This is a genomic window from Streptomyces sp. Y2F8-2, assembly GCF_014905555.1.
GTDB classification, from domain to species: Bacteria; Actinomycetota; Actinomycetes; order Streptomycetales; family Streptomycetaceae; genus Streptomyces; species Streptomyces cynarae.
The window spans coordinates 41,014-65,364 of sequence record NZ_BNGS01000001.1 but is presented as its reverse complement, the minus strand read 5'-3'; the positions used below and the strand labels follow the sequence as shown (position 1 = coordinate 65,364).

20 protein-coding genes and 1 tRNA gene are annotated in these 24,351 nt (G+C 69.7%); 10 read left to right on the top strand and 11 right to left on the bottom strand.

Going from position 1 to position 24,351, the window contains the following annotated elements:
* Positions 1 to 80: 80 nt before the first annotated feature.
* Positions 81 to 857 carry an SDR family oxidoreductase gene (locus tag SY2F82_RS00310; RefSeq protein ID WP_200417746.1) on the top strand — a complete coding sequence of 259 codons (777 nt, stop codon included), beginning with the start codon at positions 81 to 83 and terminating at the stop codon, positions 855 to 857.
* Positions 854 to 1,768 carry an SDR family oxidoreductase gene (locus tag SY2F82_RS00305; protein WP_200416867.1) on the top strand — a complete coding sequence of 305 codons (915 nt, stop codon included), beginning with the start codon at positions 854 to 856 and terminating at the stop codon, positions 1,766 to 1,768. Before SY2F82_RS00310 ends, SY2F82_RS00305 begins: the two co-directional genes overlap by 4 nt.
* 191 nt (positions 1,769 to 1,959) lie before the next feature.
* Here the strand turns inward: SY2F82_RS00305 and SY2F82_RS00300 are convergent, their stop codons facing one another.
* Positions 1,960 to 2,478, bottom strand: coding sequence for a MarR family winged helix-turn-helix transcriptional regulator (locus tag SY2F82_RS00300; protein ID WP_200416866.1), 519 nt, complete (start codon positions 2,476 to 2,478; stop codon positions 1,960 to 1,962).
* A gap of 134 nt (positions 2,479 to 2,612) precedes the next feature.
* Between SY2F82_RS00300 and SY2F82_RS00295 the strand changes: the two genes are divergently transcribed.
* Complete coding sequence (locus tag SY2F82_RS00295) at positions 2,613 to 4,052, top strand: MFS transporter (protein ID WP_200416865.1); 1,440 nt, start codon at positions 2,613 to 2,615, stop codon at positions 4,050 to 4,052.
* A 57-nt stretch (positions 4,053 to 4,109) separates the two neighbouring features.
* On the opposite strand, the gene SY2F82_RS00290 is transcribed toward SY2F82_RS00295, so the two are convergent.
* Both SY2F82_RS00290 and SY2F82_RS00285 read right to left on the bottom strand, forming a co-directional pair.
* Positions 4,110 to 4,853: an ankyrin repeat domain-containing protein gene (locus SY2F82_RS00290; protein WP_200416864.1), complete on the bottom strand. Its 744-nt coding sequence runs from the start codon at positions 4,851 to 4,853 to the stop codon at positions 4,110 to 4,112.
* Positions 4,854 to 5,091: 238 nt separating this feature from the next.
* Entirely contained in the window at positions 5,092 to 5,988 is an 897-nt protein-coding gene (locus tag SY2F82_RS00285) for a hypothetical protein (protein WP_200416863.1), read from the bottom strand.
* A gap of 199 nt (positions 5,989 to 6,187) precedes the next feature.
* Here SY2F82_RS00285 and SY2F82_RS00280 point away from each other — a divergent pair, with 199 nt between their 5' ends.
* From SY2F82_RS00280 to SY2F82_RS00260, 5 genes are all read left to right on the top strand, one after another.
* On the top strand, positions 6,188 to 6,538 hold the full coding sequence (locus SY2F82_RS00280) for a chorismate mutase (RefSeq protein WP_200416862.1): 351 nt from the start codon (positions 6,188 to 6,190) through the stop codon (positions 6,536 to 6,538).
* A gap of 407 nt (positions 6,539 to 6,945) precedes the next feature.
* A complete protein-coding gene (locus SY2F82_RS00275; RefSeq protein ID WP_200416861.1) occupies positions 6,946 to 7,503 on the top strand; it encodes a two-component system response regulator in 558 nt (185 codons plus the stop codon).
* Between the two features lie 56 nt (positions 7,504 to 7,559).
* Entirely contained in the window at positions 7,560 to 10,082 is a 2,523-nt protein-coding gene (gene pepN / locus SY2F82_RS00270; RefSeq protein ID WP_200416860.1) for an aminopeptidase N, read from the top strand.
* Positions 10,083 to 10,290: 208 nt separating this feature from the next.
* Positions 10,291 to 11,682 (top strand): aminotransferase class V-fold PLP-dependent enzyme, encoded by a 1,392-nt coding sequence (locus tag SY2F82_RS00265; protein WP_200416859.1) that lies wholly within the window; start codon positions 10,291 to 10,293, stop codon positions 11,680 to 11,682.
* Complete coding sequence (locus SY2F82_RS00260; RefSeq protein ID WP_200416858.1) at positions 11,679 to 13,088, top strand: lysine N(6)-hydroxylase/L-ornithine N(5)-oxygenase family protein; 1,410 nt, start codon at positions 11,679 to 11,681, stop codon at positions 13,086 to 13,088. Before SY2F82_RS00265 ends, SY2F82_RS00260 begins: the two co-directional genes overlap by 4 nt.
* An 80-nt stretch (positions 13,089 to 13,168) precedes the next feature.
* Here SY2F82_RS00260 and SY2F82_RS00255 read toward each other — a convergent pair whose 3' ends face one another.
* Positions 13,169 to 14,965: a bifunctional UDP-sugar hydrolase/5'-nucleotidase gene (locus SY2F82_RS00255; protein ID WP_200416857.1), complete on the bottom strand. Its 1,797-nt coding sequence runs from the start codon at positions 14,963 to 14,965 to the stop codon at positions 13,169 to 13,171.
* 305 nt (positions 14,966 to 15,270) lie between these two features.
* Between SY2F82_RS00255 and pyk the strand changes: the two genes are divergently transcribed.
* Complete coding sequence (gene pyk, locus SY2F82_RS00250; RefSeq protein WP_200416856.1) at positions 15,271 to 16,707, top strand: pyruvate kinase; 1,437 nt, start codon at positions 15,271 to 15,273, stop codon at positions 16,705 to 16,707.
* Positions 16,708 to 16,711: 4 nt separating this feature from the next.
* On the opposite strand, the gene SY2F82_RS00245 is transcribed toward pyk, so the two are convergent.
* Together SY2F82_RS00245 and SY2F82_RS00240 are read right to left on the bottom strand one after the other, a co-directional pair.
* Positions 16,712 to 17,500, bottom strand: a complete 789-nt coding sequence (locus tag SY2F82_RS00245) for a helix-turn-helix domain-containing protein (protein ID WP_200416855.1) — start codon at positions 17,498 to 17,500, stop codon at positions 16,712 to 16,714.
* Positions 17,501 to 17,607: 107 nt separating this feature from the next.
* A tRNA-Leu gene (locus SY2F82_RS00240) sits at positions 17,608 to 17,682 on the bottom strand.
* 99 nt (positions 17,683 to 17,781) lie between these two features.
* Here SY2F82_RS00240 and SY2F82_RS00235 point away from each other — a divergent pair.
* Positions 17,782 to 18,432 carry an ANTAR domain-containing response regulator gene (locus tag SY2F82_RS00235; RefSeq protein WP_103839653.1) on the top strand — a complete coding sequence of 217 codons (651 nt, stop codon included), beginning with the start codon at positions 17,782 to 17,784 and terminating at the stop codon, positions 18,430 to 18,432.
* A gap of 89 nt (positions 18,433 to 18,521) precedes the next feature.
* Here SY2F82_RS00235 and SY2F82_RS00230 read toward each other — a convergent pair whose 3' ends face one another.
* From SY2F82_RS00230 to SY2F82_RS00210, 5 genes are all read right to left on the bottom strand, one after another.
* Positions 18,522 to 19,238 (bottom strand): ABC transporter ATP-binding protein, encoded by a 717-nt coding sequence (locus SY2F82_RS00230; RefSeq protein ID WP_200416854.1) that lies wholly within the window; start codon positions 19,236 to 19,238, stop codon positions 18,522 to 18,524.
* On the bottom strand, positions 19,235 to 20,146 hold the full coding sequence (locus SY2F82_RS00225; protein WP_200416853.1) for an ABC transporter ATP-binding protein: 912 nt from the start codon (positions 20,144 to 20,146) through the stop codon (positions 19,235 to 19,237). The genes SY2F82_RS00230 and SY2F82_RS00225 overlap by 4 nt, the downstream gene beginning before the upstream one ends.
* A gap of 5 nt (positions 20,147 to 20,151) precedes the next feature.
* Positions 20,152 to 21,978 carry a branched-chain amino acid ABC transporter permease gene (locus SY2F82_RS00220; protein ID WP_200416852.1) on the bottom strand — a complete coding sequence of 609 codons (1,827 nt, stop codon included), beginning with the start codon at positions 21,976 to 21,978 and terminating at the stop codon, positions 20,152 to 20,154.
* A gap of 5 nt (positions 21,979 to 21,983) precedes the next feature.
* Positions 21,984 to 22,916: a branched-chain amino acid ABC transporter permease gene (locus SY2F82_RS00215; protein WP_200416851.1), complete on the bottom strand. Its 933-nt coding sequence runs from the start codon at positions 22,914 to 22,916 to the stop codon at positions 21,984 to 21,986.
* Between the two features lie 115 nt (positions 22,917 to 23,031).
* Entirely contained in the window at positions 23,032 to 24,261 is a 1,230-nt protein-coding gene (locus tag SY2F82_RS00210; RefSeq protein WP_200416850.1) for a branched-chain amino acid ABC transporter substrate-binding protein, read from the bottom strand.
* Positions 24,262 to 24,351 lie beyond the last annotated feature (90 nt).

Sequence of the window (24,351 nt, the reverse complement as noted above, 5' to 3'; positions counted from 1 at the left end):
CTACCTTTCCACCAAACGTTTGTTAGGTGCGATTCGAAGCTAGCAGTCGCCGCGAGCCGGTGGGAGAGCCTGTGGAAAACCTGCGGGGCCGTACGGCCGTCGTCACCGGCGGCACCCGCGGCGTGGGCGCCGGCATCGCCCGGGCGTTCGTCGCGGCGGGTGCCCGGGTCGTCGTCTGCGCCCGCCGGCCGCCCGAAGCCGCCCTGCCCGGCACCGAGTTCGTCCCGCTCGACGTGCGCGACCCGGACGCCGTACGCGACGTCTTCGCCGCACCGCCCCTGCCCCGAATCGACGTGCTCGTCAACAACGCGGGCGGCACCTCCTACCGGCTCCTCGCCGACGCCGGGCCCGAACGGCACGCCCGAGTCGTCGAACTCAACCTCCTCGCACCCCTGACCGTCTCCCTCGCCGCCTACGAGCACCTCCGGCGCGCCCGGGGAGTGATCGTGATGATCGGCAGTGTGAGCGGCGGCCGCCCCTCACCGGGCAGCGCCGCCTACGGGGCGGCCAAGGCCGGACTGGAGAGCCTCGCCCGCTCCATGGCCGTGGAATGGGCGCCCGAGGTGCGGGTCAACACGCTGGTCGTCGGGATGGTCCGGACGGAAAAGTCCTCTCTCCACTACGGCGACGTGGACGGCGTCGCGGCCGTCTCCCGCACCGTCCCGCTCGGACGTCTCGCCGAGCCGTCCGACATCGGCGAGGCCGCCGTCTTCCTCGCTTCGGACGCCGCCGCGTACATCACCGGAGCGAGCCTCCTCGTCCACGGGGGAGGGGAACGCCCGGCGTTCCTTGACGCGGCGACCGTCAACAAGGACGGCGAGGGCGCTTCGGAAACAGGAACAGGAGGCATGCCGTGACCGGTGTCGCCGACGGCCGGGTGGTGATCGTCACCGGCGCGGGCCGCGGTCTCGGACGCGCCCACGCCCTCGCGTTCGCCGCCGAGGGAGCGAGGGTCGTCGTCAACGACCTCGGAGTCGGCCTCGACGGCACACCCGGCGCCGAGAGTCCGGCCGGGCAGGTCGTCGAGGAGATCCGTGCGGCCGGTGGCGAAGCGGTCGCGCACGGCGGTGACATCGCGACCAGTGCCGGTGCCGCGTCCCTGGTGGCGGCCGCCCTGGACACGTACGGGCGGCTGGACACCCTCGTCAACAACGCCGGCTTCCTGCGCGACCGGATGCTGGTCAATCTCGACGAGGACGAATGGGACGCGGTCGTGCGCGTCCACCTCAAGGGACACTTCCTGCCGCTGAAACACGCGGCGGCGCACTGGCGTGCCGAGGCCAAGGCGGGGCGCGCCCCCTGCGCCCGGGTCGTCAACACCAGTAGCGGCGCCGGACTGCTGGGCTCGGTGGGGCAGGGGAACTACAGCGCGGCCAAGGCCGGGATCGTGGCCCTGACGCTGGTCGCGGCGGCGGAACTCGGACGCTACGGAGTGCAGGTCAACGCCATCGCGCCCGCCGCGCGCACCCGGATGACCGAGCGGACGTTCGCCGGGACGATGGCGGCACCCGCCGCCGGCTTCGACGCCATGGCCCCGGAGAACGTCTCGCCCCTGGTGGTCTGGCTGGGGTCCACCGTGAGCGCCGGCGTCACCGGCCGGGTCTTCGAGGCGGAGGGCGGCAGGATCAGCGTCATGGAGGGCTGGAGGCGGGGCCCGACAGCGGACAAGGGTGCGCGGTGGACCCCCGCCGAGGCGGGGGAGGCGGCGTTGAAACTCCTGGCGGAGGCCGAGACGCCGGGGGCGGTGTACGGGGCCGGGGCCGGCTGAGGCCGGGAGTCCAAGGAGTCGGAAGCCAGGACGCGGAAGCCAGGGGCTGGAAGCCGGGTGCCAGGACCCGGAAGCCAGGACCCGGAAGCCGGGTACCAGGGGTCGGGAGCCGGGCAGGGGCCGGCAGTCGGGTGCCAGGGGCCGGCAGCGAGTGCCAGGGGTCGGGAGCCGATGGCGAGGGTCCGTGCGTCCTATTCGGACAGGCGGGCCACGAACTTGCTCTGCCGCTCGGACATCACCGCCAAGAACCGGACCACGGTCTCCAGTTCCTGTGCGCTGAACTCCTCGCACGCATCGACGATGTCCCGCGCCCACTCCTCGAAGAACACGGCGAACTCGCCGAGCTTTCGCTGGTTCAGCTCCACGAGCACACGCCGCTTGTCCGTCGGGTGCTTGACCCTGCGCACGAACCCCTTGGACTCCAGACGGTCGACGAGCCCCGTGACGGACGCGGGAGCCAGACCGGTCAGCTCGGCGAGGTCCTTCGCGGTGAGCGGGCCGCGCCGCTCGAGGAAGTCCAGGGTCTTCTCCTCCGTGGCGTTCAGCCCCTGCTTCGCGGCGATCGCCGAATGGAACATCACCGTGACAGCGCTGTGCTGCCGCCCCACGGCCATGAGCTGCTCCAGCGCCCTGGCCCGCCGCTCGTCGTCCACCGCGACCGCTGCCGGGCCCCGGCTCCCGGTCGTGCCATCCGTCTCAGCGCTGTTCATGGGATCAGGCTAGCAAGTATTTCGTTCGGACGAACTAAGGACTTGCGCCCCGCGCCCTCTCGATGCAAGTCTTTCGTTAGGTCGAACGAAATAAATCCGGGCCGTGCCAACGGCCGTTGTCGCCGGGAGTCACCATGAGCTCAACCCTCGCCGCCACCTCAGCACCGGTGGCGGAGTCGTATCCGCGCCGCTGGGCCGCTGCCGCCGTGATGATGGTGGCGGCCCTGATGGACCTGCTCGACGGGACCATCGTGAACGTCGCCATCCCGTCCATCGGCCGTGATCTGCACGCCGCGCAGAACGCCCTGCAGTGGCTGGTCTCCGCCTACCTGCTGGGCTTCGCGGCCGCACTGATCATCTCCGGGCACCTCGGTGACCGGTTCGGCCGCCGTCGCCTCTTCCTCCTCGGCACCGCCGGCTTCGGGCTGGCCAGCCTGGGGTGCGGGATCGCCCAGTCACCGGGTCAGCTGATCGCTGCCCGGGCCGTGCAGGGCGTCATGGCCGCGGTGCTGCTGCCGCAGGTCCTCGGCTCGTTCCGGACGCTGTTCCAGGGCCGGGAGCGGGGCGCCGCCTTCGGGATGTACGGGGCCGTCGCCGGGTTCGCCTCCGCGATCGGACTGCTGCTGGGCGGGCTGCTCACGGACGCCGATCTGTTCGGCTGGGGCTGGCGGTCGGTGTTCCTGGTGAACGTCCCCGTCGCCGCCGTCACCTTCGCGGCCGGACTCGTGCTCGTCCCCGCGACGAAGGAGCGGTCGGCCGGACGCCCGGACGTCCTCGGCAGCCTGGTCCTGGCCGCGGGCTTGGTGGCGATCGTGCTGCCGCTGGTGCAGGGACGCGTCAACGGCTGGCCGCTGTGGGGCTGGATCTGCCTCGTCGCCGGCATCGTCGCGGTCGTCGGGCTCGGCGTCCACGAGGCCCGACGGCGCGGAGCGGGGACGGTGCCGCTGCTGCCTGCGCGGGCGTTCCGGCTGCCGGCGTTCTCCGTCGGCTTCCTCGTCCAACTCCTGTTCTCCCTGGGCATGCAGGGCTTCTTCCTGATCTTCGCGATCTGGCTCCAGGGCGGCGAGGGCTACACGCCCATGCAGGCGGGTGTGGTGACCGTGGCGTTCTCCGCCGGCAGCTTCCTGACCGCGCCGATCGCGGACGGGCTGGCGGTGCGGTTCGGGCGGCTGGTGCTCGGTGCGGGTGCGGTGCTCATGGCGGGCGGATTCGGGCTGGTCCGGGCGGCGGTGCACGGCGCGCCCGCCACGCACACCGGGGCCTGGCCGCTGGTACCGGGCCTGGTGCTCGCCGGCGCCGGGCTGGGCCTGCTGGTCGTACCGCTCGTCAACGTCGTGCTGTCCGCCGTGCCCGGCGATCTCGCGGGCGCCGCGTCCGGCATCTTCTCCACGGCCCAGCAGTTCGGCGGAGCGCTCGGGGCGGCCGTGGTCGGCACCGTGTTCTTCGAGCACATCTCGCATGGTCCGACGCGGGCGCTGACCGGGGCGATGCCCTGGGTGACGGGCGTGTTCGTGCTGTGCGCGGCGCTGTGCACGGCACTGCCCCGGCGGGCGGTGGCCGCGCACGAGGAGTGAGCGCCACAGGAGCTTCGGGGGCGTGGGCCACGAGGTCCGCGCCCCCGCTTGTGCGCCTCACCCGGTGAGGGCGCCGGGCCCCGTCTGCAACAGGTCCACGATCAGGCGGTGTCCCGTCTGCTGGTCGTTCCCCGCCGCCGGCCGGCCGTCGCGCACCAGGGCGACCTCGACGGTCACCGTGCCGGGCTCCTGCTCCCAGCGCCGCGTGACGTACTCGTGCCCTGGGCCGTATGCCGCCTCCAGGCCCGCCCGGAGCTCGGCCGCGACGTCCAGTGCCAGCCAGCGCCGCGCCTCGGCGAGTGCTTCCCGCCGTGCCCGGGCGCCATGGTCCAGCAGGGCCCGCACGCAGGCGGGGGACCCGCGGCGGGCGGCCGCCACCAGCGGAAGTTCCCCGGCGGGGCCGGGCAGGTCCGGGTTCGCACCGGCCGCGAGCAGCTGCCGGACGACCTCGGCATGGCCCCGCTGCACCGCCCATGTCAGCGCCCGGAACCCGTACCCCTCCTCCAGATCCGGATCAGCCCCGGCCGCCAGCAGCGCCCGTACGACCTCGGTATGGCCCCCGCAGGCGGCGCCGCACAGGGGAGCGTCGGCGCCCGCGCTGAGCCGGTCGGGGTCGGCGCCTGCCGCCAGCAGCAGCCGTGCGACGCCCGGAGCGTCGCTCACCGCCGCCAGATACAGGGCCGTCTGGCCCTCCTCATCCGTCGACTCCGGGCTCGTACCCGTGCGCAGCAACCGGAGGACCGCGTCCTCGTCCCCTGCGTACACCGCCGCGAACAGCCCCGGCGGCTCGTGCGTGTTCATGACTCGACCCTCGCTCCGAGAGGGCCGCGGACGCAAAGACATATGAGGTGTTCTGTGCCACCTCTGCGCCGCCTCCGAGCCGCCTCACAGGTCGCCTCGGGCGACGGCCGCACCTCGCACGCGGCGCTCCGGTCTCTCCGGGAGGCGGCCGCACCTCACACGTGGCGCTCCGGTCCCTCCGGGAGACGGCCGCACCCTCGCACGCGGCGCTCCGGTCGCTCCGGGCGACGGCCGGAGCTTACGTGTCGCACTCCAGTACGGTGCGGCACAGTCCGCAGCGCGCCCGCACCCGCCCCCGTACCGGCACCCGGATCCGCTGGTGGCAGGTCGGGCACGGGAAGCAGACGCGCAGCGGGTCGCGGCCGGCCGGGGTGAAGGAGTACGGGACACCCGGGTGCGGACCGACGGTCAGGTGGTCCTGGGCCGAGCGGCGGTCCCTGGCGTAGCGGCGGCGACCCGCCCAGCCGGCCGCGGTCAGCGGCGGCTGCTGCTCGTCACGGCGGGCCTGCGCCATGCCCTTCATGTACGCCGTGTACGCCTGCGGGCTGGTGAACCAGACCGCGGGGTCCTCCCCGAACACCAGCGCCCGCTTGGCGAGCACGTAGCCGAACTCCTCCGGGGTGAGGTAGCCGAGCTTCTGCGACGACACCCCGTCCTCGCGGAAGGCGTCCAGCAGCAGCCAGCCCGCGCCCAGGTAGGTCGCCGCCGTGTCGGTGAGGATCTCGTTGTCACGCGTGCCGGGGAAGGAGAGGCCGAGACGGTGCAGATAGACATGCATCACCTCGTGCGCGAGGGCCGCGCCGATGTCCCGGCGATGGGTGCGGAACCGGTCGTTGAGCTCCACGAAGTACTCGGGACCCGCAGCGAGTTCGACGTTCGCCGCGTGCGTCATCTCACGGAAGCTGACGATCACCCGGGCGTCCGGCAGCCGGTAGTGCCGCACCAACTCGCGCGCCACCCGCTGCGCCCCCAGGTGCAGGTCGTCCTGGTCGCAGAAGGCGACGTCGGCAGGGAGCACACTGGTCGCGAAGGTGCGGATGGTGTCGTACGAGAGCCGCTTGTACAGGGCGGTGATGGCCGCCCGCACCGTGTCCAGATGTGGATAGCCGTGCTCGACCGGTCCGCCGTTCGCCACGTCCGCACCCCCTAAAGACGCCGGCTGTGCTTCCACTGTAGGCGGGCTCGCGGTCGGGGGCGGGAGCGTACACGCGGCGCCGCGCCACCGGGGCGGTGCGCCCTCGGCGGGCGGTCGTGCGCCGGGCGCGCGGAGGGGAGCGATCCGCACTTCGGACGCCGATGATCGAGGAACGGCCCGCCCCGTAGGGTGGTCGCCCATGACCACCCGCCACAGCACCACCGGAGACGTCGACCCGGCCGTGCGCGCCGAACTGGCCCGGCTGCGCGACAGCATCGACAACATTGACGCCGCCGTCGTCCACATGCTCGCCGAGCGCTTCAAGTGCACCCAGCAGGTCGGCCACCTCAAGGCCGCGCACCAGCTGCCGCCCGCCGATCCGGCCAGGGAGGCCGCTCAGATCGCCCGGCTGCGCCGGCTCGCCGAGAGCGCGAAACTTGATCCCGCGTTCGCAGAGAAGCTGCTCAACTTCATCATCGCGGAGGTCATCCGCCACCACGAGAGCATCGCCGGGGACGCCACATCGGCGACGGACACCCCCACGGAGTGACATCCGCGGCCGGCCCGCCTCCCTGTGGCGCGCCTTCTACGCCGCGCCTCCCGCGCCGCGCCTCCCGCGCCGCGCCTCCCGCGCCGCGTCTTCCGCACCTCACCGCACGTGCCGCGCCGGGGATGCACGAGGGTCCGGCCCGCCGGGAGGGCCGCCGACTGCCGAGCGGTCGCGGACCCGGGCGGCCGCGGACCCGGGCGGCACGGCCGCGGTCGCGCCCGGCAGGCAGTCGGCCACCCGGGCGCCACCGCGCACCGACCAGGCGGACATATGCTCGATCGATCGAACGCCCGTCGGACATGCGTACGTCTTCCGAATCGGCCGAAAGGCTCTTTGTCCGGTCAAAGGTGCGCGCGGTAAGACGGTTCCGGCATAAGCTGGTTGCCCAAGCGAGGGGACCTCGGGCCATGCCGTCTGATGCCAGGATTCTCATCGTCGACGACCATGTGGACACGCTCTATGCGCTGGAAAGCGCCCTCGCCCCACTGGGCTACCGCGTGACCCGCGCGACCAATGGCGATGCCGCACTCAAGGAAGTGCTGCGCGGCCAGGTCGGCCTTCTGCTCCTCGACGTGCGCATGCCCAAGGTCAGCGGTCTCGACGTCGTGCGCTACATGCGGCGGGTGGAGCAGACCCAGCACATCCCCGTCATCCTGCTCACCGGCTTCGGCATCGACGCCGAACTCACCTCCGCCGCCTTCGCGCTCGGTGTCGCCGACCTCGTGACCAAGCCCGTCGACCCCTGGGCCCTGCGCACCAAGGTCCGCTACCTCTACAACGCCCACCAGCGCTCCCGGACGCTGGAGCAGGAGGTCCGCGCCCTGCGCGCCCGGCTCAAGGAAGGCACCGCGCCCCCGGCACGCGCCCTGCCGCACCCGGAGCCCCGCCTCCCGGGCCAGCGCGACGACCACGCCACCGAGCCGCCCCGCGCACCCACCAGCGCACGCGACGACGGACGGACATAGCGCGTGTACCGGACCGCCCCTGTGCCCGCTCGGCGGCATCGGGCAGCATGTCCCCCATGTCCGTACTCACGCGCGACGAAGCGCAGACCCGTGCCCGGCTCCTCGACGTCCACCGCTACGCGATCTCCCTCGACCTGACCGGCGGCGACGAGACCTTCGACTCCCGTACCGTCATCGGCTTCACCGCCCGCACGGCCGGGGACACCTTCGTCGAACTCAAGCCCGCCGAGCTGCGCTCCGCGACCCTGGACGGACAGCCCCTCGACCCCACCACCCTCGTCGAGAACCGGCTGCCGCTGAAGGACCTCACCGCCGGCGAGCACGAACTGCGCATCGAGGCCGTCATGCGCTACTCCCGCACCGGCGAGGGCATGCACCGCTTCACCGACCCCACCGACGGCGAGACATACGTCTACACCCAGCTGTTCCTGGACGACGTCCAGCGCGTCTTCGCCGCCTTCGACCAGCCCGACCTCAAGGCCGTCTTCGACCTCACCGTCAAGGCACCCGAGGGCTGGAGCGTCCTCGCCAACGGCATCACCACCCACGACGGCGACGGCCTGTGGCGCGCCGCCACCACCCCCCTCATCTCCACCTACCTCGTCGCCGTCGCCGCCGGACCGTGGCACTCCGTCACCACCGAGCACCGCGGGCTGCCCTTCGGCATCCACTGCCGCCGCTCCCTCGCCCCCCACCTCGACGCCGACGCGGACGAACTGTTCGAGATCACCCGCCAGTGCTTCGACCGCTACCACGAGAAGTTCGAGGAGCCCTACCCCTTCGACTCCTACGACCAGGCGTTCGTCCCCGAGTTCAACGCCGGAGCCATGGAGAACCCCGGCCTCGTCACCTTCCGCGACGAGTTCGTCTACCGCTCCGCCGTCACCGACACCCAGCGCCAGACCCGCGCCATGGTCATCGCCCACGAGATGGCCCACATGTGGTTCGGCGACCTCGTCACCCTGCGCTGGTGGGACGACATCTGGCTGAACGAGTCCTTCGCCGAGTACATGGGCTACCAGACCCTCACCGAAGCCACCCGCTTCACCGACACCTGGACCGACTTCGGCGTCGCCCGCAAGGCCTGGGGCTACGACGCCGACCAGCGGCCCTCCACCCACCCCGTCGCCCCCGAAGCGGTCGACGACACCGCCTCCGCGCTCCTCAACTTCGACGGCATCTCCTACGCCAAGGGGGCCTCCGCGCTGCGGCAACTGGTGGCATGGCTCGGCGAGAAGGACTTCCTCGCCGGCATCAACGCCCACTTCGCCCGCCACCGCTTCGGGAACGCCACCCTCGCCGACTTCATCGACTCCCTCGCGAGCGCCACCGACCGCGACGTGCACGCCTGGGCCGACGCCTGGCTGCGCACCACCGGCGTCGACACCCTCACCCCGCACCTCACCCAGGCCGCCGACGGCACCTACGCGCTCACCGTCGACCACGACGGCAGCCGCCCGCACCGCATCAGCGTCGGCCTCTACGACCACCACATCGCCGACGACGGCGCCCTCGCCCTGCGCGAACGCCTCGACCTCGACATCCCGCAGGCCGCGCCCCAGCCCCTCGGCAAGCGCCCCGACCTGCTCCTGCTGAACGACGGCGACCTCACCTACGCCAAGGTCCGCTTCGATGCCGAGTCCTTCGAAACCGTCCAGAACGCTCTGGCCGGGCTGCCGCAACCGCTCAGCCGCGCCGTCGTGTGGAACGCCCTGCGCGACGCCGTCCGCGACGCCCGGCTGCCCGCCACCACCTACCTGGACACCGCCCGCACCCACCTCCCGCACGAGACCGACCTGGCCCTCGTCGACGGCGTCCTCGCGTTCGCCTCCGGCCACATCGCCGACCGCTACCTGCCCTCCGCCAAGCTCTCGACTCCGCTCGAGCAGGGAGGTACCCCCCTCGCCCGCCCCGCCGCCCTCGCCACCCTCACCGCACTGTGCCGCGACCTCATCCGCCGCACCGAGGACGGCGACAACCCGGGGCTGCGCCTGATTGCGGTGCGCCACTTCATCGACGCCGCAGCCCACCCCGACACCATCGCCGCCTGGCTCGCCGACGGAACCGTGCCCGGCGGACCCGAACTGGACCCCGAACTGCGCTGGCGCATCCTCGGCCGCCTCGCCGTCCTCGGCGCCGTCGACGAGGCCACGATCGCCGACGAACTCGCCCGCGACCCCAGCGCAACCGGCCAGGAAGGCGCCGCCCGCTGCCGCGCCGCTCTGCCCGACGAGGAGGCGAAGCGGCGCGCCTGGGAGGCGATGTTCACCACCGACGACCTGTCCAACTACCTGTTCACCGCCACAGCCCAGGGCTTCTGGCAGCCCGAGCAGGCCGACCTCGTCGAGGAGTACGTCGACCGCTACTGGACCGACGCGCCGGCCGTCGCCGCCCGCCGCGGCCCCGCCATCGCCACCGCCGCCGGCCGCTGGGCGTTCCCCCGCCACGCCGTGAGCGAGGACACCCTCCGCCGCGGCGAACAGTGCCTGCGCGAAGCAGACCCCACCCCGGCGCTGCGCCGCAGGCTCGTCGACGAACTCGACGACCTGGCCCGGGCGTTGCGCATCCGCGAGGCGTAAGGGGCCGGCCTCCCCACAGACCGGCGCCCGGCTCACCACCGGGCGCCGAACGCGCGCCGCGCGCGCCGCCCCCGCCGCCCTTTCCCGTTCCTGTCCTCACCGGGGCAGTACCTGCATTCAGGTCTGATCGTTGTCCTCTTCGGGCGTGTCGAACCCCCTTGCCGCCAGGCTTGACTACCCTTGCCGCGCGCCCCCGGGAGGACATCCCATGAGCTTGCCGCCCCTCGCCTCAGGACCCGACGGACCGAGCGCCCTGCGGCCGTTGCTCGCCACCGTCCTCGACGCCCTGCACGAGGGCGCACGAGCGCGCGGCGGCCCCCTGCCCGCCGGCGGCCCCACCGCGGTCGCCGCCCGAGTACGCGACGCCGTCGGCGACGTCCTGCCGGACAAGGGCGACCCGGACGCCGTACGAGCCCTGGTGCGCGCCCTCGCGGAGGGCGCCGCTGACCCCGCCGATCCGCTGTGCGCCGCCCACCTGCACTGCCCGCCCCTGGCCGTCGCCACCGCCGCCGACCTCGCCGCCTCGTCCCTCAACCCCTCCCTCGACTCCTGGGACCAGGCACCGGCAGCCTCCGAACTCGAAACGCTCGTCACCCGCGCACTCGCCCAAGAGGTCTACGCCGACACAGGCGCCCCGGAGGCGGAAACCGCCACCGCCCTCGTCACCACCGGCGGCACCGAAGCCAACCAGCTCGCCCTCCTCCTCGCCCGCGAAGCCCACGGCACCGTCCGCCTCGTCTGCGGGGCCAACGCCCACCACTCCCTCACCCGCGCCGCCTGGCTCCTCGCACTGCCGCAGCCCGTCGTCCTGCCCACCCCGCGCGGCACCCTGGACCCCGCCGCCCTCCACGCCGCCCTCACCGACCTGGCCGGCCCCCGCGGACCCGTTCTGGTGGCCGCCACCGCAGGCACCACCGACGCCGGCCTCATCGACCCCCTGCCCGCCCTCGCCGACCTGTGCGCCACCCACGGCGCCCGCCTCCACATCGACGCCGCCTACGGAGGCGGACTCCTCTTCAGCGACCGCCACCGCGCCCTCCTCACCGGCCTGGAGCGCGCCCACACCGTCACCCTCGACCTGCACAAACTCGGCTGGCAGCCGGTCGCCGCAGGCCTCCTCGCCGTCCGCGACCCCCACGACCTGCACACGCTGCACCACCGCGCCGACTACCTCAACGCCGACGACGACACCGACGCCGGCCTGCCCGACCTCCTCGGACGCTCCCTGCGCACCACCCGGCGCCCCGACATCCTCAAGATCGCCGTCACCCTCAAGACGCTCGGCCGCACCGGACTCGGCACCCTCGTCGACGAGGTCTGCGCCCTCGCACACGAGTTCGCCGACCTCCTGGCCGCCCACCCTGCCTTCGAACTGCACGCCCCGCCCACCATCAGCACCGTCCTGTTCCGGCCCACCGGAGCGTCCGACGACACCGTCGCCGCCGTCCGCCGCACCCTCCTGAACGACGGCCGCGCCGTCCTCGGCCGCGCCCGCCTCGACGGCCGCCTGTGGCTCAAAGCCACCCTCCTCAACCCCCACACCCGGCCCGGCGACCTGGCCGCACTCCTGAACCTGGTGGAAGGAAGCACGCCCCGATGACCACCCCGACCCACCACGAACCCGACGCACCCCGCGACCTCGTCGGCATCGGCATCGGCCCGTTCAACCTCTCCCTCGCCGCCCTCGCCCACCCCCTCGCCGAACTCGACACCGCCTTCTACGAACAACGCGCCGGCTTCGACTGGCACCCCGGCCTCCTCATCGACGGCGCCACCCTCCAAGTCCCCTTCCTCGCCGACCTGGTGACCCTCGCCGACCCCGCCAGCCGCTGGTCCTTCCTCAACTACCTCAAGACCCGCGACCGCCTCTTCCCCTTCTACTTCGCCGAACGCTTCCACATCCAGCGCGCCGAATACGACGCCTACTGCCGCTGGGTCGCCGGCAACCTGCCCGGACTCCACTTCGGACACCAGATCGACGCCGTCCGCTGGAACCCCGACGCCGACGTCTTCGAAGTCGACTACACCCAACTCGACACAGCCGGCCAAGTCCAAGCCCTCGGCCGCACCCACGCCCGCAACATCGTCCTCGGCGTCGGCACCGAACCCCACGTGCCCGAACCCCTCGAACACCTCGTCGAAGCCCCCGGCCTACCCGTCATCCACGCCGCCGACTACCTCCAGCACCGCGACACGATCCTCGCCGCCGACCACATCACCGTCATCGGCTCCGGCCAGTCAGGCGCCGAAGTCTTCCTCGACCTGCTGCGCCACCGCCCGGCCGGCCGCGAGAGGATCCACTGGATCGGCCGCACCGAAGCCTTCGCCCCCATGGAGTACTCCAAGCTCGGCCTCGAACATTTCACCCCCGACTACACCCGCTACTTCCACGCCCTCTCCGAACCCGTACGCGACCGCCTCGTCTCCGCCCAATGGCAACTCCACAAGGGCATCGACGCCGGCACCATCGCCGCCATCCACGACGAGCTCTACCGACGCACCCTGCACGGCGGCTGGCCCGACACCGTCCTCACCCCCGCAGTCCGCGTCCGCACCGCCGGCCGCGTCGGCACCACCCGAATCGAACTCCACCTCGAACACGTCCAGCAGGACACCCGCTCCCGCCTCACCACCGACGCCGTTGTCCTCGCCACCGGCTACCGCGAACGCCCCCTCGGCCGCCTCCTCGCCGGACTCGACCTTTATCTGCACCGCGACTCGAGCGGCCGCCCCCGCATCGACGACCACTTCCGCATGATCCTCGACCCCACCGTCACCGGACACGTCTACGTCCAGAACGCCGAACTCCACACCCACGGCGTCGGCAGCCCCGACCTCGGCCTCGCCGCCTGGCGCAGCGCCACCATCCTCAACTCCCTCACCGGCAAAGAGCCCTACCCCCTGCCCCGCCGAACCGCCTTCACCACCTTCGGACTCCAGCAGCCCGACCGCATCCCGCCCAGCCGACGGCCCCAGATCCTCACCCCACTCGTCGACGAACGGTAGAAGCCTGGGAAACCAGGCGGCGCCGACACGAAAACCCGCGCCGGCGCCGCCCGCCTGACCTGCTCAACCCTCAGCGGCCATCAAAAGACGGGCGTGCCGTCCCGCGTCAGCCGCCAGTCCACCGACGCGAAGTCCTTCGGATCCAGGACCCCCTTCGCCGTCACCCACTCCGCGATCCGGGTCCGGATCTCCGTCGACTCCGACCACAGCTCCCTGGCCGACGCCACATACGGGAAGGCACCGCCACCGTTCGCGCGGTAGTTGTTCACCGCCAGAACGAACTGCTGCCCGTCGTCCAACGGGGCCCCGAAGAAGGACAGATTCCTGATCCGCGAACCGGCCGGCTGCGCGATGTCGATGTCATACGCCAGACCCGAGACGTAGTCGTAGTTGTAGTCCGGCCGACCGCCCGCGTTCGTCAACTTCTCCATATCGACCGGCGCGTCCGCCGCCGTCTGCACGAAGTACTCCGCCGAGTACTCCAGGTACGCCCGCAACTGCGCACCCGTCATCAGCTTCGCCACCAGCGTGTTGTCGTACACGTACAGACTCGACAGATCCCGGATCGTCACATCCCCCGCCGGGATCTCCGACGTCCGAGAGAACGGCGACGCCTGCGCGATCACCGGCAGCGACGCGAACTCCGTGGCCACCAGCGCCGCCCTGACGACATCCTCCTGCACCCTGGTGATCAGATCGATGATCGGCGCGTCCTTGTACCTCGCCTCCACTGTCGTCAGCGTCTGCGTCGCCTTGCCGACCACCTGATTGACATACGTCACCACGGCGGCATGCGCGTCCGACAGCAGCTTGGTGATCTTCGGGTCGTCGGCGACCGTGTTCGAATTCCGCAGCGACGCTGACACCGACTCGACCTCCCACCGACCCTTGTCGAACACCAAGTCGATGTCGAACAGCGTGAGACGCTCGGCGTAGCACAGCGGCTCCGACAGGACGACCGTCTGGCCCGTCCGCTCATTGGTGACCCTCAACTCCGGGATCTCCACATGCGCGTGCCCCACCAGAATCGCGTCGATACCCGGCACCTGCCGCGCCACGTTCGCGGCCGCGTTCTCCACGTACGGCACCTGATCACCGTACGACGACGTGCCCGACGCACCCGAGTGCGCCGACACCACGACCACATCCGCACCCATCGACCGCAGCCTCGGCACCCACTTCGCCGCCTGTTCCTCCAGACCCGGAAACGTCAGCCTGCCCTGCACATACGCCTTGTCCCAGATCGCGATACCCGGATTCGTCAGACCGAGCACCGCGACCTTCACCGGCGGAGCGCCCGGCACACGGAAGGTCTTCATGAAGTACGGCGGGAACGCCGGCCGCTGAGTCTTCGCATCCAGCGCGTTCGCACCCAGCAGCGGGAAGTCGCACTGCGCCTCGAACTTCCGCAACGTCTCGATGCCGTAGTTGAACTCGTGGTTCCCCAGCGCCACCGCGTCGTACCCGATCGCGTTCATCGCCCGCGCCATCGGATGCACCGGACCGCCCTCAGCGGTGATCGGATCAACCTTCGCGTAGTAGTACGTCAGTGGCGTGCCCTGGATCGTGTCACCCGCGTCCAGCAGCAGCGTGTTGCAGTGGCCCTTCTCCTCGCGCACCTGATTCACCAGCGTCGAGATCCGGGCCAGGCCCTGCGCGTTGCCCGCCTTGTCCGCGTACTCCGCGTCCTTGAAGTAGTCCCAGTTGAAGACGTGACCGTGCAGATCCGTCGTCCCCATCACGGTCAGCGCATACCGCTTCCGGGCCCTCTCCGCGGGGGCGGCCTCGGCCGCCGGAGCCGCCGCGGCACCCGCCAGCGCCACCCCCGCCCCGGTCGCAGCGGATCTCCTCAGAAACTTCCGGCGGTTCAACGGCATCTCTCGAGCTCCTCGGGAAAAGGTCAACGACGCGCGTAGATTCTGACCCGAACATGACCAACGGCAACAGTCCCCGCAGGTTGCGATCCGGTGACCTCGGCGGCCTGCGGAGCAGCCCCCGGGGGCCCCGCCCCCTCGACCCGGGGCCCCGGTGCCGGTGAATATGCCGCGGCAATTTCCCTCGGATGCTCATCGGAGCGGGAGGCCGCACAATTCAACACTTGGCAACAAGGCTTCACTCAAAGGTTGTTGAGGAGTCACGCACAACGAATTCTCTACCGGCCGGTAAGTCATAGGCTCGCACCATGCGCCGAGCAAAGATCGTCTGCACTCTGGGCCCCGCCACCGACTCATACGACCAGATCAAGGCACTGGTCGAAGCCGGAATGGACGTCGCCCGCTTCAACCTCAGCCACGGCACCTACGCCGAACACGAGGAGCGCTACCAACGCGTACGAAAGGCCGCCGACGAAACCGGCCGCAGCGTCGGAATCCTCGCCGACCTTCAGGGCCCGAAGATCCGACTCGGCCGCTTCACCGAAGGCCCCGTACTCCTTGAACGCGGAGACACCTTCACCATCACCGTCGAAGAAGGCGCCGAAGGAGACCGCCAGACCTGCGGAACCACCTACGCCGGCCTCGCCACCGACGTCACCCCCGGCGAACGCATCCTCGTCGACGACGGCAAAGTCTGCCTCCAGGTCACCGCCGTCGACGGCCCCCGCGTCCACACCACCGTCGTCGAAGGCGGCATGGTCTCCGACCACAAGGGACTGAACCTGCCCGGAGTCGCCGTCTCCGTCCCCGCACTCTCCAAAAAGGACGAAGACGACCTCCGCTGGGCCCTGCGCACCGGCTTCGACGTCATCGCACTCTCATTCGTGCGCAGCGGCCGGGACATCAAGGACGTCCACCGCATCATGGACGAAGAAAGCCGCCGACTCCCCGTCATCGCCAAGGTCGAAAAACCCCAGGCGGTCGAGAACATCGACGACATCGTCGCCGCCTTCGACGGCATCATGGTCGCCCGCGGCGACCTCGGCGTCGAAATGCCACTCGAACAGGTCCCGATCGTCCAAAAGCGCGCCATCAAACTCGCCAAGCGGAACGCCAAACCCGTCATCGTCGCCACCCAGATGCTCGACTCGATGATCGAGAACTCCCGACCCACCCGCGCCGAGGCCTCCGACGTGGCAAACGCCGTCATCGACGGCACCGACGCCGTGATGCTCTCCGGCGAGACCAGCGTCGGCAACTACCCCATCGAAACGGTCAGGACCATGGCCCGCATCGTCGAGGCCGCCGAGGAAGACCTCCTCGCCAAGGGCCTACCGCCCCTGACCGACAGCAACAAGCCCCGCACCCAGGGCGGCGCCGTCGCCCGTGCGGCAGCGGAGATCGGCGACTTCCTCGGCGCGAAATTCCTCGTCGCGTTCACCCAGTCCGGCGACACCGCCCGCCGCCTCTCCCGCTACCGCTCCCCGATCCCGCTCCTCGCCTTCACCCCCGAGCCGGCCACGCGCTCGCAGCTCAACCTCACTTGGGGCGTGGAGACGTTTCTGGGACCGCACGTGGACTCCACGGACGCGATGGTCGACCAGGTCGACGAACTGCTGCTGAAGTACGGCCGCTGCCAGAAGGGCGACGTGGTGGTGATCACGGCGGGCTCGCCGCCGGGGGTGTCGGGCTCGACGAACATGGTCCGGGTGCATCACATCGGGGAGGACGACAGCCCGAAGTAGTCGGTCAGTACTTGGGGCCAACGTGGGCGTCCATGAGGGCGACGGAGGCTTTGCGGGCGATGGAGATCGTCACGGCAGCGCGGCTTTGGTTGAGCGATTTCCACTCCACGCCCACCTTGTCGAGAGTGTCCGTGAAGAGCTTGACGATGTCGGTCGACGTGTTGGTGAAAAAGTACCGCGGATACTCGTAGCGCTTGCGTTCACCACCGACGAGCCGGGTGGTCCAGTTGGTGATACGGCAGCCGTCGGAGTGGATGAGGCCACGGATGAATTCCCAGGGGTGCGCGTCGACGAGGGCCTGCTGCCAGGGTTCGAGGGCGATGCGGCGTTCGTGCTTCTTCCCGGGGCCGTGCTGTGGGAACAGGCACCACATGTGCATGGAGTACAGCTTCACCTCCCAGCACCCTTTCCGGCGGACCCTGCACACTGAGTTGTTCGGGAACACCGCGCGCATGGCGATCTCGCACTGGCTCAGGAGCCCGGGATGCGCGTCGGCGCATGCGATCGACAGGCTGGGTGACCGCATGGCGCGATTCCGAACGATGTGGCCGTCTCCGAGATAGAGGCCGAGGAGGTAGGCGTATGCCGAACCGTTCAGTGCCTCATCGCATCGCGGACATGGTGGCCGTTGAACGCGACCGGGACACTCGCCGCGCTTGGCTCGGTCCATGTGTTTCCAGTAGCTGATTGTCCCCTTCGGCACCTTGAGCTTCCGAGCCACATCGGCGTTCGTCTCGCCGTTGCGCAGCAGTGTGAGCGCCCGCTGTCGTACTTCAGTGCCATGAAGGTTCATGCGGCCACCATGGGTTAACGATGGTGACGGCACGCGCCAAATAGCGGATGTTCACGAGAACGGGAACATCCGCTACGGGTTGGGCGACCTTGGAATCAAAGGAAAAGTGCCCCGGGTGGGACTCGAACCCACACTGTATGGTGTTTGAGACCATTGTCTACTGCCAATTGGACTACCGGGGCCCTAGGAATCGAAGGTTAAGGCCGACTCCGTGCTCACTACCTTACCGCAGCTAGGTAGGCTCTTGTCAGCAGTACCCCTGCCCTGAACGAGGAGCCCCCGTGACCGCCGCCGAGTCGCCCCAGCCCGTACCCGACGACGACAAGTCGCACGTGCCTCCGCTGACGACCCGTGTCGTCATCGCCGAGGACGAGGCGCTCATCCGGCTCGATCTCAAAGAGATGCTCGAGGAGGAGGGCTACACCGTCGTCGGTGAGGCCGGCGATGGCGAGCAGGCCGTCGAGCTGGCCCGTGAGCACAAGCCCGACCTGGTGATTCTCGATGTGAAGATGCCGAAGCTCGATGGCATCTCGGCGGCGGAGAAGATCGCCGAGGAGCGTATCGCGCCGGTGCTGATGCTGACGGCGTTCTCGCAGCGTGACCTCGTGGAGCGGGCGCGGGACGCGGGTGCGATGGCGTATCTGGTGAAGCCGTTCAGCAAGAGTGATGTCGTTCCGGCCATCGAGATGGCTGTCTCGCGGTTCACGGAGTTGAAGGAGCTGGAGAAGGAGGTCGCTGACCTCTCGCAGCGCCTGGAGACCCGGAAGCTGGTGGATCGGGCGAAGTCGATCCTCCAGACGGAGTACGGGCTGACGGAGCCGGCTGCGTTCCGGTGGATTCAGAAGACGTCGATGGATCGTCGTATGTCCATGCAGCAGGTTGCGGAGGCTGTCATTCAGGACGCGGAGGAGAAGAAGGCCGCCAAGGGCTGACATCCCCGTCGGTACAGCGGAGAGGCCCGCATCCCGTTGCCACGGGGTGCGGGCCTCGTCGTTCGGCGTGTGGCCGAGAGAGAGCGCGCTCAGTCCTCGCCGAGGTACGCCTTGCGCACCGACTCGTCGTGCAGCAGGTCCTGGCCCGTCCCCGAGAGGACGATGTTGCCGACCTCCATGACGTGCCCCTGGTCGGCCAGGGAGAGTGCCGCCTGGGCGTTCTGCTCGACGAGCAGGATGGTCGTGCCCTGGGACTTCAGTTCGGCGATCGTCGCCATGATCTTCTGCATCATGATCGGCGAGAGGCCCATGGAGGGTTCGTCGAGCATGAGCAGCTTCGGCTGGGACATCAGTGCGCGGCCCATGGCGAGCATCTGCTGTTCGCCGCCGGAGAGGGTGCCTGCGGCCTGCTTCCTGCGTTCTCCGAGGATGGGGAAGAGGTCGTAGGCGCGCTGGATGTCCTTTTCGATGCCTGGCTTGTCGTTGCGCAGGAACGCTCCGAGGCGGAGGTTGTCCTCGATGGTCATGCGGGGGAAGATGTGCCGGCCCTCGGGTGAGTGGGCGAGGCCCAGGGAGACCACTTGGTGGGCGGGGATCTTCTTCAGCGATTTGCCGTTGAATCTGATCTGTCCGCCGACGGGCTTCAGCAGGCCCGACAGGGTGCGCAGGGTGGTGGTCTTGCCGGCGCCGTTGGTGCCGATGAGGGTGACGACCTGGCCGGCGTCGACCTTGAAGGAGATGCCCTTGACGGCTTCGATCTTGCCGTAGGCGACTCGGAGGTCTTCGACTTCGAGCAGTGCGGTCATCGGTCGTTCTCCTTGCCGGGCGCGGCGTCCGTCGTGGTCTCGGCCGCTGCTTCGGCGGCTTCGACTTCGGCGATCTCTTCCTCGCCGGGGGCGTTTTCGAAGGGTTCGCCGAGGTAGGCGGCGATGACGCGTTCGTCTCCCTGGACGGTGGCGCTGTCGCCTTCGATGAGTTTTTCGCCCTGGACGAGGACGGCGACGCGGTCGCAGAGGTTGAAGATGAACCGCATGTCGTGCTCGATGACGAGGATGGCGATGCCTTTGTCGCGGATGGCGAAGACCAGTTCCTCGGTGGCGCGGGTTTCCTGCGGGTTCATGCCGGCGGTCGGTTCGTCCAGCAGGAGCAGGCCGGGCTCGCTGGCGAGCGCTCGTGCGATTTCGAGCTTGCGCTGCTCGCCGTAGGGGAGGTTGCGGGCGAGGTGTTCGGCCTTGTCTGCGAGGCCGACGAACTCGAGGAGTTCCATGGCGCGTTCGCGGGAGGCTGCTTCGGCCTTGTGGAAGCCGGGGCCGCGCAGGACGGCGGACCAGAAGCCTTCCTTGGTGCGGGTGTGGCCTCCGACGAGCACGTTCTCCAGGACCGTCATGTTGGCGAACAGGCGGATGTTCTGGAACGTGCGGGCGATGCCTGCGGCGGTGACCTTGAAGGACTTGGGCGGCAGGACGTTGCCCTTGTAGCGGACTTCGCCCTCCGTGGGGACGTACAGGCCGGTCAGGCAGTTGAAGAAGGTGGTTTTGCCGGCGCCGTTGGGGCCGATGAGGCCGACGATCTCGCCGCTGTTCACGGTCAGGTCGACGCCTCGCACGGCGGTGAGTCCGCCGAAGCGCATGGTGACGCCGCGTGCGTCGAGGACGGTCTGGCCGGGGGCGGTGGCTCCCGGGGTGGTGTCCGTGGTGGTGGTGTCGGTGGTCATGGTGGTCAGGCCCCTGTCGTGCTGAGGACTGTGGGCGCTTCCGCCTCTTCGTGGAATTCGAGCTGCCGGCGCCGGTTCGGGATGACGCCCTCCGGACGGAAGCGCATCAGCAGGATGAGTGCGACACCGAAGGCGAAGAGCTGGTAGTCGCCGAGGAATTGGAGCTTGTTGGGGATGAGGAAGAGCAGTGCGGCGCCGATGAGGGGGCCGCTGATGGTGCCCATGCCGCCGAGGACGACTGCGGCGAGCAGGAAGGCGGAGTTGGGCGGGATGGGGCCGGCGAAGAGGTACTGCTCGGGTGTGACGGTGTAGGTGACGTGGGCCTGGACGGTGCCGGCGAGGCCGGCGAGGGAGGCGCCGACGGCGAAGGCGATCAGCTTGACCCGGAAGCCGTTGATGCCCATGGCGAGGGCGGCGGTCTCGTCTTCGCGGATGGCGACCCAGGCGCGTCCGATGCGGGAGTTTCCGCTGCGTCGGAAGACGAGGACGACGACGGCGGTGATGATCAGCATCAGGAAGAAGTAGTTGGCGAAGCGGCCGATGGTGAAGCCGGCGATGCTGTGCTGGGCGCCGAAGTCGAACCCGAGGATGTCGAGGTTCGGGATCGAGGAGATGCCGTTGGAGCCGTTGGTGAGGGACGGTCCGGAGGTGCCGTCCAGGTTGTTGGCGGTGATGCGGAAGATCTCACCGAAGCCGAGGGTGACGATGGCGAGGTAGTCGCCGCGCAGCCGCAGGGTGGGGGCGCCGATGAGGACGCCGAAGACCAGTGAGGCGAGGGCGCCGATGATGACGGCGGCCCAGAAGGGGAAGTGCACGTGGAACGGTGAGCTGGGGGAGCCGGAGACCAGGGACGCGGCGTAGGCGCCGACGCCGAGGAAGGCGACGTATCCGAGGTCGAGCAGGCCGGCGAGGCCGACGACGATGTTCAGGCCGAGGGCGACGGTGGCGAAGATGAGGATGTAGACGCCGAGGGTCGCGTACTGGTCGTCGGTCTGGGTGAAGGGGAACAGGGCCGCCGCGATGAAGGCGCCGCATGTGGTGATGGACTGGTGGCGTGCGGTGATCTGGGAGGCCTGGTTGATGAGACCGGCCTTGTTGAGCGCGGCGAAGCCGAAGCCTGCGGTGATCAGGAAGCCGATGAAGAGTTCGTCGTACTGGGTGCCGATGCCGTAGGTGAAGACGGTCAGGCCGAGTGCGAGGACGGCGACGATGATGAGGATCTCGGCGTAGGCGGGCAGTTTGCCGACGGGGCGGGCCGTGCCGGAGGCGAAGGCGGCTTTGACCGTCTCCCACTGGTGGGCGGCCTTGTGCTTGAAGTGTTCCCAGGAGGTGTCGTCGGGGTCGATCGGGTCGGGCTGGGGCCGTTCGAAGGGCAGGGCGAGGGCGCCGAGCAGGGCGGCGAGGCTGGTGACGGCCACGATGAAGCCGCCGGGTTGGAGGTTGACGAGGCCGCCGAGTTCGACGCTGATCGACAGGACGGTGTACCAGGCGGTGGCGAAGGCGGTGAGGGCGGCGAATTTGATGGCCGCGTCGGCGCCGGCGGGCACGAGCCAGGTGAGGCCTTTGACGCCGTAGGAGGCGAGGGCGAAGAGGGTGGTGAGGGCGCCGCCGATGAGGACGAGGATCTGCAGTCCGCCGGGGTAGCCGTTGATGGTGAGGTTGCCGGGGAAGGCGTCGGTCCACGTCCAGGAGAGGAAGGTGGAGACGACGGTGAGGGCGCCGCCGGCGGTGGCGAGGGCGCGGCCGATGTGCGGCGGGATGCCGATGAGGCCGGGGGCGGTGCCGGCGGTGGGGGCGCTGGGGGTGTCGGGTGCGGTGGTCTGTGTGGTCATCGGTGTCACGCCCTGTCCGCGACGCGCTCGCCGAGCAGGCCCTGGGGCCGGAACAGGAGCACGAGAATGAGGAGTACGAAGGCCCAGACGTCTGCCCAGGACTGGCTGCCGAACTTCTCCATGCCGGGGAGGTCGGCGATGTAGGCGGCGGCGAGGGTTTCGGCGATGCCGAGGACGACGCCGCCGATCATGGCGCCGTAGATGTTGCCGATGCCACCGAGGACGGCCGCGGTGAAGGCCTTGAGGCCGAGGAGGAAGCCCATCTTGAAGTCGATCTGGCCGTACTTGAGGCCGTAGGCGACTCCTCCGACTGCGGCGAAGGTGGCGCCGAGGGCGAAGGCGATCACGATGATGCGGTCGGTGTCGACGCCCATGAGCTTGGCGGTGTCGGGGTCCTGTGCGGTGGCCTGCATGCCGCGTCCGGTGCGGGTCCTCATGACGAAGTAGGCGAGGATGGCCATGCTGATGGGGGCCGCGATGAGGAGGAAGACGTCACCTGTCTGGATGGTGACGCTGCCGATGTGGAAGGGGCCTCCGTCGATCTGCGGGAAGGTGCGGGCGGACTTGGCGTCGGGGTACCAGGCCCAGACCGCCTGCTGGAGGGCGAGGGAGAGGCCGATCGCGGTGATGAGGGGTGCCAGGCGCGGCGCGTTGCGCAGGGGGCGGTAGGCGAATCGTTCCGCTCCCACGGCGACGAGAACGGCGACCAGGATGGCGCCGATGAGCATCAGCGGCAGGGCGATCCACATGGACGTGCCGTCGGGCAGCACGTACGCGTAGACCGTCAGGGCGCCGAAGGCGCCGGTCATGAAGATTTCGCCGTGGGCGAAGTTGATGAGCTGGACGATGCCGTAGACCATTGTGTAGCCGATGGCGACCAGCCCGTACATGGATCCCAGTAGCAGGCCGTTGACCAGCTGCTGCGGCAGTTCGTTCACCGCATGTCCTCCGAGACGTTCGGAAAAGTTCGACGGATGTGGCCGGATGTGAGTCCGCGCGGGACGCCAGTGGAACAGCGCCCCGCGCGGCTCGTGAGGATGGTGCAGGCTTCGGTCAGCCGGTGAAGGTGCCGGACTTGACCGCCTCGAAAGCACCGTTCTTGATGGCGTAGACGGTGAGCTGCTTGTTGGTTGCGTCACCGAACTCGTCGAAGGAGACCTTGCCGGTCACACCGTCGAAGGAGACGTTCTGCATGGCGGCCGTGACCTTGGCCCGGGCGTCGGAGGGCAGCTTGCCGCCGTTGTCCTCGACGACCTTCTTCACGGCCTCGATGATGGCCCAGGCGGAGTCGTAGGAGTAACCGCCGTAGGCCGAGTATCCGTCCTTGTAACCGGCCGCCTTGTAGTCGGCGACGAACTGCTTGGCGGAGGGGAGGGTGTCGACGGGGGCGCCGACCGAGGTGGCGAGGTCGCCGGTGGCCTCGGGACCGGCCAGCTGGCCGTAGGTCTTGTCCTGGATGCCGTCGCCGCCGGCCAGCGGGATCTTGGCGCCGGTGGCCTTGATCTGCTTGCTGAGGGGGCCGGCCTGCGGGTACTCGCCGCCGTAGTAGACGATGTCGGCGCCGGACTGCTTGACCTTGGTGGCGACCGCGGAGAAGTCTGTGGTGTCGGGGTTGATGTGTTCGGTGCCGACGACCTGACCGCCGAGCTTCTTGAACTCGTCGGTGAAGGTGGCGGCGAGGCCCGCGCCGTAGGTCTTCTTGTCGTCGATGACGAAGACCTTCTTCTTCTTGGCGTCGTTGAAGATGTACTGGGCGGCGAACGGGCCCTGGATGGCGTCCGTGGTCGCGGTGCGGAAGTACGACTTGTAGGGGCGAACCTTCTTGGTCTGCCAGTCCGGGCCCTGGGTGAGGGAGGGGCCTGTGTTGGCCGGGGAGACCTCGACCAGCTTGGCGTCGTCGAAGACCTTCTGCATGGACTGCGCGACGGAGGAGTTCAGCGGGCCGACGACGCCGAGGACGTTTTTGTCGGCGACGAGCTTGGTGGCGTTCTGCTGGCCCTGGGACGGCTGCTTCTGGTCGTCGAGGGCTTCGATCTTGAAGGTGATGCCCTTGACGTAGTTCTGCTTGTTGGCGTTCTTGACAGCGAGGTCGGCCGAGTTCTTGATACCCAGGCCCATGGCGGACAGGTCGCCGGTCAGCGGGGCGTCGACTCCGATGGTGACGGTGGTACCACCGTTGCCGGACGAGCCCTTGTCGCCGCTGTCGCGCGAGCCGCAGGCGGTGAGGGTGAGTGCTCCCGCCGCCAGCGCGGCGGTGATGGCGATGAGCGAACGTTGACGCACGATCAGTCCTTTCCCTGGCACGGCCCTCCCCCCTGGAAGCGGCCGAGTCGAGCGCTGGGCCGAAGTGACATTCAGACCGCGCGGTGACTG

Coding starts and splice junctions, on each gene's coding strand:
- SY2F82_RS00300 (WP_200416866.1), bottom strand. CDS start 2,478: ATGAACAGCGCTGAGACGGATGGCACGACCGGGAGCCGGGGCCCGGCA.
- SY2F82_RS00295 (WP_200416865.1), top strand. CDS start 2,613: ATGAGCTCAACCCTCGCCGCCACCTCAGCACCGGTGGCGGAGTCGTAT.
- SY2F82_RS00290 (WP_200416864.1), bottom strand. CDS start 4,853: ATGAACACGCACGAGCCGCCGGGGCTGTTCGCGGCGGTGTACGCAGGG.
- SY2F82_RS00280 (WP_200416862.1), top strand. CDS start 6,188: ATGACCACCCGCCACAGCACCACCGGAGACGTCGACCCGGCCGTGCGC.
- SY2F82_RS00275 (WP_200416861.1), top strand. CDS start 6,946: ATGCCGTCTGATGCCAGGATTCTCATCGTCGACGACCATGTGGACACG.
- pepN (WP_200416860.1), top strand. CDS start 7,560: ATGTCCGTACTCACGCGCGACGAAGCGCAGACCCGTGCCCGGCTCCTC.
- SY2F82_RS00265 (WP_200416859.1), top strand. CDS start 10,291: ATGAGCTTGCCGCCCCTCGCCTCAGGACCCGACGGACCGAGCGCCCTG.
- SY2F82_RS00260 (WP_200416858.1), top strand. CDS start 11,679: ATGACCACCCCGACCCACCACGAACCCGACGCACCCCGCGACCTCGTC.
- SY2F82_RS00255 (WP_200416857.1), bottom strand. CDS start 14,965: ATGCCGTTGAACCGCCGGAAGTTTCTGAGGAGATCCGCTGCGACCGGG.
- pyk (WP_200416856.1), top strand. CDS start 15,271: ATGCGCCGAGCAAAGATCGTCTGCACTCTGGGCCCCGCCACCGACTCA.
- SY2F82_RS00245 (WP_200416855.1), bottom strand. CDS start 17,500: ATGAACCTTCATGGCACTGAAGTACGACAGCGGGCGCTCACACTGCTG.
- SY2F82_RS00230 (WP_200416854.1), bottom strand. CDS start 19,238: ATGACCGCACTGCTCGAAGTCGAAGACCTCCGAGTCGCCTACGGCAAG.
- SY2F82_RS00225 (WP_200416853.1), bottom strand. CDS start 20,146: ATGACCACCGACACCACCACCACGGACACCACCCCGGGAGCCACCGCC.
- SY2F82_RS00220 (WP_200416852.1), bottom strand. CDS start 21,978: ATGACCACACAGACCACCGCACCCGACACCCCCAGCGCCCCCACCGCC.